The organism is Flavobacterium arundinis (assembly GCF_038289855.1).
Taxonomy (GTDB): domain Bacteria; phylum Bacteroidota; class Bacteroidia; order Flavobacteriales; family Flavobacteriaceae; genus Flavobacterium; species Flavobacterium arundinis.
Map to the genome: position 1 here is coordinate 141400 of NZ_JBBYHR010000008.1, position 15598 is coordinate 156997.

Here is a 15598-nt window from a genome sequence, read left to right on the forward strand (position 1 = left end):
CCACTTAGAATTCGCAGTAAAAAAAGACACCCGCCGGATGAGGGCGGGTGCTAATAGTTATTATCCTTAGTATATTACTTAATAACCTTATCAGGGAAATATTTAACCATAAGTTGTTCAACGGTTGATTTGTGGCGATTAATTATGAAGAGTTTGGTCCGGTCCGGTAAATCAAATACTTCTATGAATTCTTTCGCGAAGTTTAACTTTTTGTTCTTCAACACATCATACCGGCCTTTTAATAAATTAAGTGTCTTTTCATGGTCCTTTGAAACTATAAAGACTTTGGTGATGGGCAACTCATTCGCTTTTTCTATCTGGGTGATATCTATTGGCGCTGCCATCCTGCTATTGGAATAATAACGAAAAGTCCTCCTGATATACTTCCAGTCGTCACTGGTATCGGCTACAATGTACCTGTAAGTCAAGATATGGTCCAGCTCTTTATTCCATTGCGGGAATTTTTTATCATACAGGCCCACGTATATTTTTACAAACGCCTCATCCATCGGCTTCCTGCTTTTTATATATTCCTTTACTGTGGGATATATCTCTTTGGCCATACCCGAAATATAGCTGTTGGCATACCAATCATCTTCTTCGATCTTTCCATTTAGCTGTTCCATGATATAGGCATTACCCAAAGCTGTTGCCAATACTTCATTCATCAGTAATAAGGCATACTGGCTATTCAGTGAGTTCGTATCATCGAACCATTTTTGGATATTGCTTTTCATCTCCAGGGACTGGTTGTCATAAATTGTGTGGTATATCTCGTGCATTGCCACGCTAAATAATGACTTATGGTCTGTTGAACCAAGCGGCGCTTCGCAGACGGCCACATTAAAAAACGCCCTTGCACCTAAATTATCTTTATCGAGGGACGGAAGCAGGTTAACTTCAAAAGGGATTTTTTGATCCCATACAGTGTTGTAAAAAACCAATCCCGCCTGGAAATAGTCTGCAAACATGCCTTTGTCTATGTAGTTCCGAAGGTTGTGGTCCTGGATAGCTATTGCATCTTTATTCGGAAGATAGATCAGCTCATGGTATATGGGCAGGAAGGTTTCCAATATCCCGGAGAAGGTGTACAATATATCATTGGGGATAAGCCCTATAGACCTATTTCTGAACTCATCTACAGTCTGGCTTACAGCCAGATTCTTTTCCAGCAAATCCCTTATCATAACCCCTGATTTGAGAGGCTGTGGATACTGCCGGTAGAAATAGCTGTAATCAATCGCCAACTGTTCAAATTCTGCTATCTTCCTGATATTGCTTTCTGTATTATACGTTGATTGCAGAAAAATACTTTTCAGCTCATTATCAGGATAGTTTTCTGAAATTTTACCCAGAAAGTCATATACCGCGTAAGGTTCTGAAAATTGCAACCTGAAATTTACACCGGACTGCCCAAAAAGGGAAAATGTAGCAGTAAATAACAGTAGGGTAAGGATATTTTGTTTCATTTTATAAAGTCGGTTCAATGTATCGAATTTCTGATTATTTCCATATGTACATATATTGCAAATGCAAATAAAACGAAAATTCGGGATAAGAAATTACTTATCCCGAATCCGCAGTATAATTTATTTTATTTATTGCTTCACCTTAAATGCTTTTTCACCAGGGAAGTAAGCTACTTCACCAAGTTCCTCTTCGATCCTGAGCAATTGATTGTATTTTGCCATACGGTCAGAACGCGAAGCTGAACCGGTCTTGATCTGGCCGCAGTTAAGGGCAACAGCAAGGTCGGCAATAGTTGTATCTTCAGTTTCTCCCGAACGGTGCGACATTACCGATGTGAAACCTGCATTGTGTGCCATGTTTACGGCTGCAATGGTTTCTGTAAGCGTACCGATCTGGTTTACCTTGATAAGGATTGAATTGGCAATACCCTCGTTGATACCTTTTTCAAGACGCTCAACGTTGGTTACAAACAAATCGTCGCCTACAAGCTGAACCTTATCGCCTATTTTCTCTGTAAGGAGTTTCCAGCCATCCCAGTCGTTCTCCTGCATGCCATCTTCGATAGAGATGATCGGATATTTAGCAGCAAGCTCGGCAAGGTAATCCACCTGCTCAGCAGATGTTCTTATTTTTCCGGTCTCGCCTTCAAATTTAGTATAGTCGTATTTTCCGTCCACATAAAATTCAGAAGCAGCACAGTCCAACGCGATTTTTATATCGCCGCCAAAAGTATATCCGGCTTTCTCAACAGCAAGCTTAATGGTGTCAAGCGCATCCTCAGTACCACCTGCAAAGTTTGGCGCAAAGCCTCCCTCATCACCTACAGCAGTGCTCAGGCCACGGTCGTGAAGCACTTTTTTAAGGTGGTGGAAAATCTCAGTGCCCATCTGCATCGCGTGGGTAAACGTTTTTGCTTTTACAGGGAAGATCATGAATTCCTGGAACGCGATAGGCGCATCAGAGTGCGAGCCACCGTTAACAATGTTCATCATGGGAACCGGCAGGGTATTAGCAGATACACCACCAACATAGCGGTATAGCGGCAAGCCAAGCTCATTCGCTGCTGCTTTTGCTACAGCCAAAGAAACGCCCAATATAGCATTAGCGCCCAGGTTTGATTTATTGTCAGTGCCATCAAGCTCAATCATTGCTTTGTCGATAGCATTCTGTTCGAAAACCGACATACCAACGATTTCAGCAGCCAGTTTTACATTTACATTCTCAACGGCTTTCAAAACACCTTTGCCCAGATAATCCTTTCCGCCATCGCGAAGCTCTACAGCCTCATGCTCCCCGGTAGAAGCCCCTGAAGGGACAGCCGCCCTTCCAAGAACGCCATTTTCTGTAACAACATCTACCTCTACTGTCGGATTACCACGTGAATCCAATATTTGCCTTGCGTGAACTTTAATAATAATGCTCATTAAATTTTTGTTTTATCGTTATTATTTTGTTGTTTAATTTGAATAAAAACCAAATTTAATCAAATTAAAAAATGAAATTCCTTATTTTTTAAAAACTTATAAACGCAATCGTTTTAGCTTCAGTAATTTAATTTTAATATAAGTAACTGTCTATTTTTTTCAACTAACCACATAGATACATAGGATCTTTGGTGATTAGTGTTGATAATGAAGGAGACATATTATCACATAGTGAAGCGAAGCTTCATACTCTGTGTCTCTTTATTGGACTTTAAAATTACCCTCTAAGGCTATGTCCCTATGTGGTTAAATATTGTCCTTTTAAATTTAGACATTACTAAGTAAGACTGCTTTTTACTTTTTAGCGTTCTCAATATTCGCGATAAACTGGTCGAAAAGATAGGTCGCGTCATGGGGACCCGGACTTGCTTCAGGATGGTATTGCACCGAAAAGCAGTTTTTGCTCTTCATACGCATACCAGCAACTGTACCATCATTCACATGTTCATGGGTAATCTCAAAATCCGGATGCCTTTCCAGCTCTTCACGAACGACAGCAAATCCGTGGTTCTGCGAGGTTATTTCGCCTTCACCGGTAAGAAGGTTCTTTACAGGATGGTTGATACCCCTGTGACCGTTAAACATCTTATATGTTGAAATCCCGTTGGCCAAAGCCAAGACCTGGTGCCCAAGGCAAATTCCAAAAACAGGCTCATTCTTATCTAATATGTTGCGTGCAGTTTCCTGTGCTGCAAAAAGCGGGTCAGGATCGCCGGGGCCATTCGAAAGGAAATACCCGTCCGGGTTAAAGCTTTTCATTTCGTCATACGTAGCATCATACGGGAATACTTTTATATAGCAATCCCTTTTTGCCATGTTCCTCAAAATGTTTTTCTTAATGCCAAGATCAAGGGCAGACACTTTATATTTCGCATCCGGATCCCCGATGAAGTATGGTTCTTTTGTAGAAACCTGAGACGATAATTCCAAACCTTTCATATCCGGTACAGCGGCAAGGCGTTTTTTCAGTTCGTCAATATCGCAGTCTTCCGTACAAATGGCTGCGTTCATGGCACCGTTGTCTCGGATATAGCTTACCAGTGCGCGGGTATCTACATCGGATATGGCAACGAGGTTTTGCTTTTCAAAATATTCTTTAAGCCCTTCAGTAGAGTTAGGCCGTGAATGGTTAAAGCTGAAGTTTTTGCAAACCAGCCCAGATATCATGATCTTGTCGGCTTCGATCTCTTCTTCGTTCGTGCCGTAGTTGCCGATATGAGCATTGGAAGCCACCATGATCTGGCCGAAATAGGATGGGTCGGTAAATATCTCCTGGTATCCGGTCATCCCGGTATTGAAGCAAACCTCACCAAAAACGGTACCCTCAATACCTATCGATTTGCCATAAAATATCGTCCCGTCTGCCAAAAGGAGGATCGCGCGGTCCCTGTTAGAATATTTCATTATGTAGTGTGTTGTTGTGTTGCGTGCAAATTTACTTTAAAAAATCGTGAAAGCGAAACGTATTTTATTTGTCATGAAATTACTAATGGCTATAATCGCGACAGCCATTCTGAAGACAAACGTCCAAGCATCTTTCTAAGTAACCAAACCTCGTGAAAAGGAAAGATTGCCGCGCTCCGTAAACTTCGCTCCAATGACAGTGACGCGGGTTGACCAAATCACAAGCCAAAAAAAAAGGACAAACTAAATAGTTTATCCTTTTTTGATATTTGAAAATCATTTGTTCATGATTATTCAGTAGCTTCTTTGTTTTCGTCTGTATCAACAGCCGGAGCTTCTTTAGAAGCAGGAGCCTCGGCAACCGGTGCAGTAGCGTCTGCTTTTTTAGCAGTACGGCTACGACGTGTAGTTTTCTTAGCTTCTTTTGCTGTAGCGTTGTACAGTTCGTTAAAGTCTACCAGTTCGATCATTGCCATATCAGCGTTGTCACCAAGACGGTTGCCAAGCTTAATGATACGGGTATATCCTCCCGGACGATCGCCAACTTTAGCAGCTACTTCCCTGAAAAGTTCAGTAACGCCATATTTGTTGCGAAGGTAAGCAAACACAATACGCCTGTTGTGGGTAGTGTCTTCTTTAGATTTTGTGATCAAAGGCTCAACAAACTGCTTAAGCGCTTTTGCTTTAGCCACAGTCGTATTGATACGCTTGTGCTCTATAAGTGAACAGGCCATGTTAGCAAGCATAGATTTCCTATGCCCGGTCTGCCTGCTTAAGTGATTATTCTTTTTTCCGTGTCTCATCTCTGTAGTAATGTAAACCTAAAAAGGTCCGGATTATTCTTTATCTAATTTGTATTTCGTCAAATCCATGCCGAAGTGCAGGTTTTTAGACGCTACAAGCTCATCAAGCTCAGTTAGCGACTTTTTACCGAAGTTACGGAATTTCATTAAGTCATTTTTGTTGAACGATACAAGGTCACCCAAAGTATCAACTTCAGCCGCTTTCAAACAATTAAGCGCCCTAACAGAAAGGTCCATATCAACAAGCTTGGTTTTAAGAAGCTGCCTCATGTGCAATGACTCTTCGTCATACGATTCTGTTTGTGCTATTTCATCGGCCTCAAGTGTAATTCTTTCATCAGAGAACAGCATAAAGTGGTGTATCAGTGTTTTTGCTGCCTCAGTAAGCGCTTCTTTAGGATGTATAGATCCGTCAGTGATGATTTCAAAAACCAGTTTTTCGTAGTCGGTTTTCTGCTCAACACGGAAGTTCTCTATAGTATATTTTACATTCTTTACCGGGGTAAAGATAGAATCTGTAAAAATAGTACCTATAGCAGCGTTTTGCTTTTTATTCTCTTCAGCCGGAACATATCCCCTGCCTTTCTCGATGGTAAGCTCAAGGTTTATGTTTATTTTGCTGTCCATGTTAAAGATAACAAGATCCGGATTCAACACCTGGAAACCTGAAATGTACTTTTGGAAATCGCCGGCAGTAAGCTGGTCTTTTCCTGTAAAAGATACAGATACAGACTCGTTGTCAATATCCTCGATCTGGCGTTTAAAACGAACCTGTTTCAGGTTCAGGATTATTTCTGTAACATCTTCAACAACCCCAGGTATTGTGGAAAATTCATGGTCAACTCCTTCAATGCGAACTGAAGTAATTGCGTAACCTTCCAGTGAAGAAAGCAAAACTCTTCTAAGTGCGTTACCAACAGTCAATCCGTATCCCGGTTCCAAAGGTCTGAATTCAAATTTCCCCTGGAAATCGGTAGAATCGATCATTATAACTTTATCGGGCTTCTGAAAATTAAATATTGCCATATTTCGACTAATGTCAATTATTATTTGTTATACAACTCAACGATTAGTTGTTCTTTGATGTTTTCCGGAATCTGCAGCCTTGCAGGTACAGAAACGAAAGTACCTTCTTTGGTATCGTTGTTCCATGTGATCCACTCGTATACACGAGCAGAATTTGATAAAGAACGCTCTATTGTATCAAGAGATTTCGATTTTTCGCGAACTGCTACTTTATCGCCGGCTTTCAGGTGGTAAGAAGGAATGTTTACCAATTCGCCGTTTACGGTAACGTGCCTGTGAGAAACGATTTGCCTTGCTGCCCTTCTTGAAGGTGCAATGCCCATCCTGTAGACAACGTTATCAAGCCTTGCTTCACAAAGTTGTAAAAGGATCTCGCCTGTTACACCTTTGGATGCTGCTGCTTTTTCATACAGGTTCCTGAATTGTTTTTCAAGGATACCGTAAGTGTACTTCGCTTTTTGCTTTTCCATTAGCTGTACAGCATACTCAGACTTTTTACCTCTCTTTTTGGCCAAACCATGTTGTCCCGGAGGGTAATTTCTTTTATCGAAGGCTTTATCGTCTCCGAAGATCGCCTCGCCGAATTTACGGGCGATTTTTGTTTGTGGACCAGTATATCTTGCCATTTTAAAAAATTAAAAAACAGGGAATCATGAATTCAGGTCACATCCTCCGATGATCCGTATTCCTGTTCGAATTATACTATAAATTAAACTCTTCTTCTTTTCGGAGGGCGGCAGCCGTTGTGCGGCATAGGCGTTACGTCTATGATCTCTGTAACTTCGATTCCTCCATTATGTAGGGACCTGATAGCAGACTCACGTCCGTTACCCGGGCCTTTAACGTAAACTTTCACCTTCTTAAGGCCAGCCTCAAGAGCAACTTTGCTACAGTCTTCTGCTGCCATCTGAGCTGCATACGGGGTGTTCTTTTTAGAACCCCTGAAGCCCATCTTACCTGCAGATGACCATGAAATAACTTCACCTTTCTTGTTAGTCAAGGAAATGATGATGTTATTAAAAGTCGCGCTAATATGTGCTTCGCCTGTCGACTCTACAATAACTTTACGTTTTTTTGTACTTGCTTTAGCCATACTACTTATTATTTAGTTGCTTTTTTCTTGTTAGCAACAGTTTTTCTCTTACCTTTTCTAGTCCTGGAGTTGTTTTTAGTGCGTTGTCCCCTAAGCGGAAGACCTGCCCTGTGGCGGATACCCCTATAACAACCGATGTCCATCAAACGTTTAATGTTCAAGGATACTTCTGAGCGAAGCTCACCTTCGATCTTGAAATAAGAAACAGCCTCACGGATGGCGCTGATCTCATCATCATTCCAGTCCTGTACTTTAGTATCTTCGCTAACTTTAGCTTTCTCTAAAATCTCTTTAGCCCTGCTGTTACCGATACCGAAGATATACGTTAAAGCAATAACTCCTCTTTTGTTTTTAGGTATGTCTACCCCTGCAATTCTTGCCATAATTATCCTTGTCTTTGTTTAAATCTAGGATTCTTTTTGTTAATAACATATAATCTGCCTTTCCTGCGCACAATTTTGCACTCGGCACTTCTTTTCTTAACTGATGCTCTTACTTTCATGTTTAATAGCCTATTAGTATCTATAAGTAATTCTTGCTTTGGATAAATCGTAAGGGCTCATTTCCAGTTTCACCTTGTCGCCCGGAAGCAATTTGATGTAGTGCATACGCATCTTTCCTGAAATGTGAGCAATCACAATGTGACCGTTTTCTAATTCAACACGGAACATCGCATTGGACAATGCCTCAATGATCGATCCGTCTTGTTCTATTGCTGATTGTTTTGCCATAAAAATTGTTAAGCTACTGCTTTTCTATTCTTACCACTCTTCATCAATCCGTCATAATGCCTGTTCAACAGATAAGAATTTATTTGCTGAATGGTATCGATCGCAACCCCGACCATAATTAACAGTGATGTACCGCCATAGAATAATGCCCACTGCTGCTGAACCCCAAAGTTACTTACCACTGCCGGGAACACGGCAAGGAAAGCTAAGAATATCGCTCCGGGTAAAGTAATCAATGACATGATCCTGTCGAGGTAATCGCCGGTCTCAACACCCGGCCTAACGCCTGGTATAAAGCCCCCGCTCCTCTTAAGGTCGTCTGCCATTTTGTTAGTAGGCACCGTAATCGCGGTGTAAAAGTACGTAAAAATTATAATTAATAAAGCAAAAACCACGTTATAGGCCAAACCGAACACATTCTGGAATTGCGAAGTGATGGTTGTGGCGGTTTCAGACTTCGATAACCCTGCCAATGCGGCAGGTATAAACATAATGGCCTGGGCAAAGATGATCGGCATAACTCCCGAAGCATTAAGCTTCAACGGAATCCACTGCCTGTTACCACCCATCATGTCCTGCTCAAAATCGCCCGAAGTTGTACGCCTTGCATATTGTACAGGAATTTTCCTTACTGCCATGATCATCATGATACAAGCAATAATTACGAGAAGCCATGCAACAATTTCAAGAAGCAACTGCAAAGGCCCGCCATTGTTTTTGGTTACCACAGAAGTAAACTCCTGGATAAACGCCTGCGGCATCCTTGCGATGATCCCAACAAGGATCAAGAGGGATATACCATTACCAATACCTTTATCTGTAATTTTCTCTCCAAGCCACATTGCGAAAATGGTACCTGTTGTAAGTATTACTACAGAAGAGAAAAGGAAGGCAAAAGAACTGGAAGGCAATAAGAATGCTCCCGGCGGCAGTGTCCTGTAAAGGTTGTAGATATAACCCGGACCCTGAACCAGCGTAATAAGGATAGTAAGCCACCTTGTAATCTGGTTTAGCTTTTTCCTGCCGCTTTCTCCTTCTTTCTGAAGTTTTTGCAGATAAGGTACCGCGATACCCATTAGCTGAACAACGATTGAAGCAGAAATGTAAGGCATGATACCCAATGCAAATACAGATGCCTGCGAAAACGCGCCACCTGTAAATACATCGATAAGCCAGCCAATACCACCCTGGGTCTGATTTGTCAAACTGTTTAGTTGTGTAGCATCAATACCCGGTAATGTTACGTGTGCGCCAAAACGGTACACAAGCAACAATCCTAAAGTAACTAAAATTCTGTTTTTTAGTTCCTCGATCTTCCAGACATTGGCAAACGCTTCGAAAAATTTCTTCATAAGAAAATAGGATTATAAAGTTACTGCTTCACCACCGGCAGCTTCGATAGCCGCTTTAGCAGTTGCAGTAAATTTGTGAGCAGTTACTTTTAGTTTTGCCTTAAGCTCTCCTCTTCCTAATATCTTTACCATTTCATTTTTTGTAGCCAGGCGGTTTTCTACCATTACTGCAAAATCTACAGTATCGGTAACAATTCCGTTGTCAACAAGAGCCTGAAGCGTGTCAAGGTTTACACCTTCATATTCCTTACGGTTGATGTTTTTGAAACCAAACTTAGGAACACGACGCTGTAAAGGCATCTGACCACCTTCAAAACCAATCTTTTTAGAGTAACCTGAACGTGATTTCGCTCCTTTGTGGCCACGTGCGGAAGTACCGCCTTTGCCTGAGCCTTCACCACGGCCTACCCTTTTGTTTTTATTGTGAACTGAACCTTCTGCAGGTTGTAAGTTACTTAAATCCATGAGTGTATTTTGTTAGTTGATTTCTTCTACAGAAACCAAGTGTTTAACTTTGTTTACCATTCCAAGGATAGCTGGAGTCGCATCATGCTCAACAACCTGTCCAAGTTTACGAAGGCCTAATGACTCAAGCGTAAGCTTTTGTGTTTGCGGACAGTTGATTTTACTCTTAACTTGTTTTACTTTTATTTTTCCCATGATTTCCTCAGAATTAACCTTTGAATACTTTTTCTAATGAAACACCCCTTTGTTTTGCAACAGTGGCAGCGCTCCTCATTTGAAGTAAAGCGTCAAAAGTAGCTTTAACAACATTGTGAGGGTTTGATGAACCCTGTGATTTTGATAGTACGTCGTGAATACCTACCGATTCAAGAACCGAACGTACAGCACCACCGGCAATTACACCGGTACCGTGAGAAGCCGGCATTAGCAGTACGCGTGCACCACCAAATTTACCTTTTTGCTCATGTGGAACTGATTGTCCTGACAGAGGGATCTTAACAAGGTTCTTTTTAGCATCTTCCACTGCTTTTGCAATAGCTTCAGATACATCTTTAGATTTACCAAGTCCGTGACCCACAACACCATTCTCGTCACCTACAACTACAATTGCAGAAAAGCCGAAAGCCCTACCACCTTTTGTAACTTTAGTAACACGATTTACAGCAACCAGGCGATCCTTAAGTTCAAGGCCGCTTGGTTTTACTAGTTCTACGTTTTTATAACTATGATACATAATTTCTCTTAGAATTTAAGTCCGGCTTCTCTTGCGCCTTCCGCTAATGATTTTACACGTCCGTGGTAAAGGTACCCACCCCTGTCGAAAGCGATGGTATCAATACCGGCTTTAAGAGCCGCTTCTGCAATTGCTTTTCCAACAGCTGCAGCAGTTTCTATGTTAGTACCCTTTGTTATGCCTTTGTCTCTTGAAGAGGCAGCAGCCAAAGTTACACCGTTTACATCATCTATGATTTGCGCATAGATCTCTTTATTGCTCCTGAACACAGAAAGTCTTGGCATAGCAGCAGTTCCGCTTACAATCTTTCTGATCCTGAACTTAATTCTTTGTCTTCTTTCAGATTTGTTTAATGACATGTCTTAGATTTTTAAGCTGATTTACCTGCTTTTCTTCTCAATACCTCACCTACAAATTTAACTCCTTTTCCTTTGTAAGGCTCAGGCTTGCGGAAAGAACGGATCTTGGCCGCTACCTGCCCTAAAAGTTGTTTGTCGTGCGAAGCTAATTTAATGATAGGGTTTTTACCTTTCTCTGATACAGTTTCAACAGTAACTTCAGACACAACTTCAAGAACGATATTGTGAGAGAAACCAAGTGCTATATCTAATTTCTGTCCCTGGTTTGAAGCCCTGTAACCAACGCCTACCAGTTCAAGCTCTTTAGTAAAGCCGTCAGACACACCAACAATCATGTTGTTGATAAGCGCCCTGTATAAACCGTGTTTAGACCTTTCGTCCTTGTGGTCCGAAGATCTTTCAACTATAACCTGGCCTTCTTCAAGTTTTACAGTAACATCTGTAAATTCTTGTGTAAGCTGGCCTTTTTTTCCTTTTACCGTAACAACATTACCGTTAACCTCTACAGTTACGCCGGCTGGTATTGCAACTGGATTTTTACCTATTCTTGACATCGTATAAGTTTTATTTATTAGTATACGTAGCAGATTACCTCACCACCTACATTCTGCTGTTTTGCCTGTTTTCCTGTCATCAGTCCTTTTGATGTAGAAACGATTGCAATACCCAATCCGTTAAGGATCCTTGGAAGGTTTGAAGCGCCTGCGTATTTACGTAAACCCGGTTTACTAATTCTTTGGATATCTTTGATTACAGACTCTTTAGTATCTTTGTCATACTTAAGGGCTATTTTGATGGTGCCTTGTACAGCGTTGTCATCAAATTTGTAACTAAGGATATATCCCTGGTCAAATAAAATCTTTGTGATTTCTTTTTTCATGTTAGAAGCAGGAATTTCAACCACTTTGTGGTTTGCCCTTACTGCATTTCTAATCCTTGTCAAAAAATCGGCAATTGGATCTGTATACATATTTATTAATTTGCGGTTACGGTTTTCGGCCAGTTACGGCCGAACCTGAAACCAATTTATAATTCTCTTTTTACCAGCTGGCTTTTCTAACTCCCGGTATCAGGCCGTTGTTAGCCATTTCACGGAAAGTTACACGTGAAATACCGAACTGACGCATATAACCCCTTGGCCTTCCTGTAAGTTTACAACGGTTGTGCATACGTACGGGTGAAGCGTTTTTAGGAAGCTTTTGCAGGCCTTCATAATCTCCGGCTTCAAGAAGAGCCTTCCTTTTTTCAGCATACTTTGCTACCGTCGCTGCCCTTTTTACCTCACGGGCTTTCATTGATTCTTTAGCCATAACTTAATTCTTTTTAAAAGGTAAACCTAATTCTGTCAAAAGTGACTTTGCTTCTTTATCGGTTTGCGCCGAAGTTACAAAGGTAATATCTAATCCTGATATTTTGTTCACTTTGTCAATATCAATTTCAGGGAAAATGATTTGCTCAGTAACACCCAGGTTATAATTACCCCTTCCGTCGAAACCTGTAGCTTTAATTCCGTTAAAATCCCTTACACGTGGCAGTGAAGATGTCACTAGCCTGTCAAGAAATTCATACATCCTTTCGCCACGAAGGGTTACTTTAGCACCGATAGGCATACCTTTCCTTAGTTTGAACGACGCAACGTCTTTCTTAGAAATGGTAGAAACAGCTTTTTGGCCGGTAATTTTAGTAAGCTCATCAACTGCATAGTCAATAAGTTTCTTATCAGACACAGCGGCGCCAACACCACGGCTAAGAACGATTTTTTCCAGTTTTGGAACCATCATTACATTTTTGTAACCGTATTCTTCTTTAAGTGCAGGGATTACCCTGTCCTTATATTCTTGTTTTAATCTTGGTATATAAGCCATCACTATAGTACTTGATTAGATTTTTTTGAAAATCTCACGTTCTTATCTCCCTCTTTCCTTACGCCTGTCTTTGTAGTTTCCTTAGTTTTAAGGTCTACAAGTGCAAGGTTTGAAATATGGATAGGAGCTTCTTTCTTAACAATACCACCCTGCGGGTTTTTAGCGCTTGGCTTAGTGTGTTTAGACACCATGTTAGCACCCTCAACGATAGCTTTGTTTTTATCTACAAGGACACGAAGTACTTTTCCTTCAGTGCCTTTATGGTCACCGGCGATTACCCTTACGGTATCTCCTGATTTTATCTTTAGCTTTATCATTTTGTATAATATTAAAGCACTTCAGGTGCCAATGATACAATTTTCATGAATTGTTTTTCACGAAGTTCCCTTGCTACAGGACCAAAAACACGAGTTCCCCTCATTTCACCGGCAGCATTCAACAATACGCAAGCGTTATCGTCAAACCTGATGTATGAACCGTCGGCTCTTCTCACTTCTTTTTTGGTACGTACAACAACTGCAGTTGAAACAGCACCTTTCTTAACGTTACCGTTAGGTGTTGCGTCTTTTATAGACACTACAATTTTATCTCCAACAGAGGCATAACGACGTTTCGTTCCCCCTAATACACGGATGGTCAAAACTTCTTTTGCGCCCGTGTTATCTGCTACTTTTAGTCTGGATTCCTGTTGTACCATAATTACTTCGCTCTTTCAATGATTTCTACTAATCTCCAACATTTTGATTTACTCAAAGGACGTGTTTCCATAATCCTTACTGTATCACCAATGTTACAGTCGTTTGTTTCGTCGTGTGCAACAAATTTCTTTGTTTTTAACACGAACTTACCGTATAGCGGGTGTTTTACCCTTGTAGTTTGAGATACAACAATAGATTTTTCCATTTTGTTGCTGGTTACTACACCAATTCTCTCTTTTCTTAAGTTTCTTTTTTCTTCCATCTTTTGGCAGAATACAATTATTGTAACTCTCTTTTAGTTAGCTCAGTGGCTACCCTTGCGATTGACCTCCTTACGGTCCTGATCTGTAGCGGGTTCTCGATTGGAGAAATAGCGTGAGCTGATTTTAGGTCGGCATATGTTTTCTGTAACTCACCAAGTTTGCTTTGCAACTCAGTAGCAGATAGATCTTTTATTTCTGATTGTTTCATAATAATTCTGATTATGCTTCAAAATCTCTGGCAATGACAAACTTTGTTTTCACAGGCAATTTCTGGGCAGCAAGGCGAAGCGCCTCTTTAGCTACGGCCAGTGGCACGCCTCCTACTTCAAACATTATCTTACCTGGTTTAACAACGGCAACCCAGTATTCAACGGCACCTTTACCTTTACCCATACGTACCTCAAGAGGTTTTTTGGTTATCGGCTTGTCCGGGAAAATTTTAATCCACAACTGTCCTTCCCTTTTCATGAAACGGGTTGCAGCGATACGTGCAGCCTCGATCTGGCGGGAAGTAATAAAAATCGAATCTAAAGACTTGATACCAAACATACCGTTAGAAAGCTCATGTCCCCTCTGGGAAATGCCCTTCATCTTACCTTTCTGTACCTTGCGGTATTTTGTTCTTTTAGGTTGTAACATTTTTCTCTAGTTTTTTTAATTACTTTCTTTTGCGTTGTTGGTTTGGTCTATCACCATCAGGGCGTCCGCCCGGCCTTCCGCCTGGTCTTCCGCCTTGTGGCCTGTCCTGAGATCCTGCAGATTTAGACTGTTTTTTGTCCATACCTACTAACGGAGAAAGATCTCTTTTTCCATAAACCTCACCTTTCATGATCCATACTTTGATTCCCATCCTACCATAAGTAGTATGAGCTTCAGCCAATGAATAATCAATGTCCGCCCTGAAAGTTGATAGAGGAATCCTTCCTTCTTTGAACATTTCCGAACGTGCCATCTCTGCACCGTTCAAACGGCCTGAGATCATCACTTTTACACCTTCTGCATTCATACGCATAGCGGCAGCGATAGCCATTTTGATAGCCCTCCTGTAAGAAATACGGCTTTCAATCTGGCGGGCAATACTTGTACCTACCAAGTAAGCATCAAGTTCCGGCCTTTTAATTTCAAAGATGTTGATTTGAACCTCTTTGTCAGTAATTTTCTTAAGTTCTTCTTTTAGCTTGTCTACTTCCTGGCCGCCTTTCCCGATGATGATACCAGGACGTGCAGTAGTAATAGTAACGGTTACAAGCTTAAGGGTCCTCTCAATGATTACCTTAGACACACTAGCTTTAGATAAACGGGCATGGATGTATTTCCTGATTTTGTGATCTTCGGCAAGCTTGTCACCGTAGTCATTTCCACCATACCAGTTAGAATCCCAACCCCTGATGATACCAAGGCGATTTCCTATTGGATTTGTTTTTTGTCCCATTTCTCTTAGTTGCTTTGTGTGTTATTATTCTTAGCTCCAAGCACGATAGTTACGTGGTTAGAACGTTTCCTTATCCTGTGAGCGCGACCTTGCGGTGCAGGCCTAAGCCTTTTTAGCATCATTCCGCCGTCTACCCTGATTTCTTTTACAAAAAGACCAGCTTCTTCAAGGCTTTCCTCACTGTTTTTTTGCTGCCAGTTATTGATAGCTGATAGCAACAGTTTTTCAAGCTTGCGTGACGCCTCTTTTGAACTAAACCTCAATATATTTAGCGCTAATTCTACCTTTTTGCCCCTTACAAGGTCTGCAACTAAGCGCATTTTGCGGGGTGAAGTAGGGCAGTTATTTAGCTTAGCAAAAGCAATAGACTTATTAGCCTCTTTTCTTGCCTCTGCAGTTTCTCTTTTACGAACTCCCATT

Annotated in this window: 26 protein-coding genes; all 26 read right to left on the bottom strand. The window is 41.2% G+C overall.

Annotation, left to right across the window (positions count from 1 at the left end):
* Positions 1-74: 74 nt before the first annotated feature.
* Positions 75-1469 (bottom strand): hypothetical protein, encoded by a 1395-nt coding sequence (locus AAEO56_RS14290; RefSeq protein ID WP_341697752.1) that lies wholly within the window; start codon positions 1467-1469, stop codon positions 75-77.
* A 129-nt stretch (positions 1470-1598) separates the two neighbouring features.
* Positions 1599-2894, bottom strand: a complete 1296-nt coding sequence (gene eno / locus AAEO56_RS14295; protein WP_341697753.1) for a phosphopyruvate hydratase — start codon at positions 2892-2894, stop codon at positions 1599-1601.
* A gap of 354 nt (positions 2895-3248) precedes the next feature.
* Positions 3249-4358, bottom strand: a complete 1110-nt coding sequence (gene carA, locus AAEO56_RS14300) for a glutamine-hydrolyzing carbamoyl-phosphate synthase small subunit (protein WP_341697754.1) — start codon at positions 4356-4358, stop codon at positions 3249-3251.
* A gap of 290 nt (positions 4359-4648) precedes the next feature.
* Entirely contained in the window at positions 4649-5161 is a 513-nt protein-coding gene (gene rplQ / locus AAEO56_RS14305; protein ID WP_341697755.1) for a 50S ribosomal protein L17, read from the bottom strand.
* Positions 5162-5194: 33 nt separating this feature from the next.
* Entirely contained in the window at positions 5195-6187 is a 993-nt protein-coding gene (locus AAEO56_RS14310; RefSeq protein WP_108776507.1) for a DNA-directed RNA polymerase subunit alpha, read from the bottom strand.
* A gap of 20 nt (positions 6188-6207) precedes the next feature.
* Complete coding sequence (gene rpsD, locus AAEO56_RS14315; protein WP_341697756.1) at positions 6208-6813, bottom strand: 30S ribosomal protein S4; 606 nt, start codon at positions 6811-6813, stop codon at positions 6208-6210.
* An 83-nt stretch (positions 6814-6896) separates the two neighbouring features.
* Entirely contained in the window at positions 6897-7280 is a 384-nt protein-coding gene (gene rpsK, locus AAEO56_RS14320) for a 30S ribosomal protein S11 (RefSeq protein WP_108776509.1), read from the bottom strand.
* Positions 7281-7288: 8 nt separating this feature from the next.
* Positions 7289-7663, bottom strand: a complete 375-nt coding sequence (rpsM, locus tag AAEO56_RS14325; protein WP_341697757.1) for a 30S ribosomal protein S13 — start codon at positions 7661-7663, stop codon at positions 7289-7291.
* A gap of 2 nt (positions 7664-7665) precedes the next feature.
* Positions 7666-7782: a type B 50S ribosomal protein L36 gene (gene ykgO / locus AAEO56_RS14330; protein WP_073370549.1), complete on the bottom strand. Its 117-nt coding sequence runs from the start codon at positions 7780-7782 to the stop codon at positions 7666-7668.
* Between the two features lie 13 nt (positions 7783-7795).
* On the bottom strand, positions 7796-8011 hold the full coding sequence (gene infA, locus AAEO56_RS14335; protein WP_007136545.1) for a translation initiation factor IF-1: 216 nt from the start codon (positions 8009-8011) through the stop codon (positions 7796-7798).
* 8 nt (positions 8012-8019) lie between these two features.
* Positions 8020-9363 (bottom strand): preprotein translocase subunit SecY, encoded by a 1344-nt coding sequence (gene secY / locus AAEO56_RS14340; protein ID WP_341697758.1) that lies wholly within the window; start codon positions 9361-9363, stop codon positions 8020-8022.
* A 12-nt stretch (positions 9364-9375) separates the two neighbouring features.
* Entirely contained in the window at positions 9376-9828 is a 453-nt protein-coding gene (rplO, locus tag AAEO56_RS14345) for a 50S ribosomal protein L15 (RefSeq protein ID WP_108776512.1), read from the bottom strand.
* A 12-nt stretch (positions 9829-9840) separates the two neighbouring features.
* Positions 9841-10023, bottom strand: a complete 183-nt coding sequence (rpmD, locus tag AAEO56_RS14350) for a 50S ribosomal protein L30 (RefSeq protein WP_099084894.1) — start codon at positions 10021-10023, stop codon at positions 9841-9843.
* A 13-nt stretch (positions 10024-10036) separates the two neighbouring features.
* Positions 10037-10561, bottom strand: coding sequence for a 30S ribosomal protein S5 (gene rpsE, locus AAEO56_RS14355; protein ID WP_341697759.1), 525 nt, complete (start codon positions 10559-10561; stop codon positions 10037-10039).
* Between the two features lie 8 nt (positions 10562-10569).
* Positions 10570-10920 (bottom strand): 50S ribosomal protein L18, encoded by a 351-nt coding sequence (rplR, locus tag AAEO56_RS14360; protein ID WP_108776514.1) that lies wholly within the window; start codon positions 10918-10920, stop codon positions 10570-10572.
* An 11-nt stretch (positions 10921-10931) separates the two neighbouring features.
* On the bottom strand, positions 10932-11474 hold the full coding sequence (gene rplF / locus AAEO56_RS14365; RefSeq protein WP_341697760.1) for a 50S ribosomal protein L6: 543 nt from the start codon (positions 11472-11474) through the stop codon (positions 10932-10934).
* Positions 11475-11491: 17 nt separating this feature from the next.
* Positions 11492-11890, bottom strand: coding sequence for a 30S ribosomal protein S8 (rpsH, locus tag AAEO56_RS14370; RefSeq protein ID WP_108776516.1), 399 nt, complete (start codon positions 11888-11890; stop codon positions 11492-11494).
* 70 nt (positions 11891-11960) lie between these two features.
* The gene (gene rpsN, locus AAEO56_RS14375; RefSeq protein WP_294823755.1) at positions 11961-12230 is read right to left on the bottom strand and encodes a 30S ribosomal protein S14; all 270 of its coding nucleotides are present in this window, start codon (positions 12228-12230) and stop codon (positions 11961-11963) included.
* A gap of 3 nt (positions 12231-12233) precedes the next feature.
* Entirely contained in the window at positions 12234-12785 is a 552-nt protein-coding gene (rplE, locus tag AAEO56_RS14380; protein ID WP_108776518.1) for a 50S ribosomal protein L5, read from the bottom strand.
* A gap of 2 nt (positions 12786-12787) precedes the next feature.
* Positions 12788-13102: a 50S ribosomal protein L24 gene (rplX, locus tag AAEO56_RS14385; RefSeq protein WP_341697761.1), complete on the bottom strand. Its 315-nt coding sequence runs from the start codon at positions 13100-13102 to the stop codon at positions 12788-12790.
* Between the two features lie 11 nt (positions 13103-13113).
* Positions 13114-13482: a 50S ribosomal protein L14 gene (rplN, locus tag AAEO56_RS14390; RefSeq protein ID WP_007803649.1), complete on the bottom strand. Its 369-nt coding sequence runs from the start codon at positions 13480-13482 to the stop codon at positions 13114-13116.
* 2 nt (positions 13483-13484) lie between these two features.
* The gene (gene rpsQ, locus AAEO56_RS14395) at positions 13485-13745 is read right to left on the bottom strand and encodes a 30S ribosomal protein S17 (RefSeq protein ID WP_341697762.1); all 261 of its coding nucleotides are present in this window, start codon (positions 13743-13745) and stop codon (positions 13485-13487) included.
* Between the two features lie 17 nt (positions 13746-13762).
* Positions 13763-13954 carry a 50S ribosomal protein L29 gene (gene rpmC, locus AAEO56_RS14400; RefSeq protein ID WP_294823745.1) on the bottom strand — a complete coding sequence of 64 codons (192 nt, stop codon included), beginning with the start codon at positions 13952-13954 and terminating at the stop codon, positions 13763-13765.
* Positions 13955-13965: 11 nt separating this feature from the next.
* Positions 13966-14385 (bottom strand): 50S ribosomal protein L16, encoded by a 420-nt coding sequence (gene rplP, locus AAEO56_RS14405; protein ID WP_341697763.1) that lies wholly within the window; start codon positions 14383-14385, stop codon positions 13966-13968.
* A 19-nt stretch (positions 14386-14404) separates the two neighbouring features.
* Positions 14405-15178: a 30S ribosomal protein S3 gene (rpsC, locus tag AAEO56_RS14410; protein WP_341697764.1), complete on the bottom strand. Its 774-nt coding sequence runs from the start codon at positions 15176-15178 to the stop codon at positions 14405-14407.
* Between the two features lie 5 nt (positions 15179-15183).
* Entirely contained in the window at positions 15184-15597 is a 414-nt protein-coding gene (rplV, locus tag AAEO56_RS14415) for a 50S ribosomal protein L22 (protein ID WP_341697765.1), read from the bottom strand.
* Between the last annotated feature and the right edge of the window lies 1 nt (position 15598).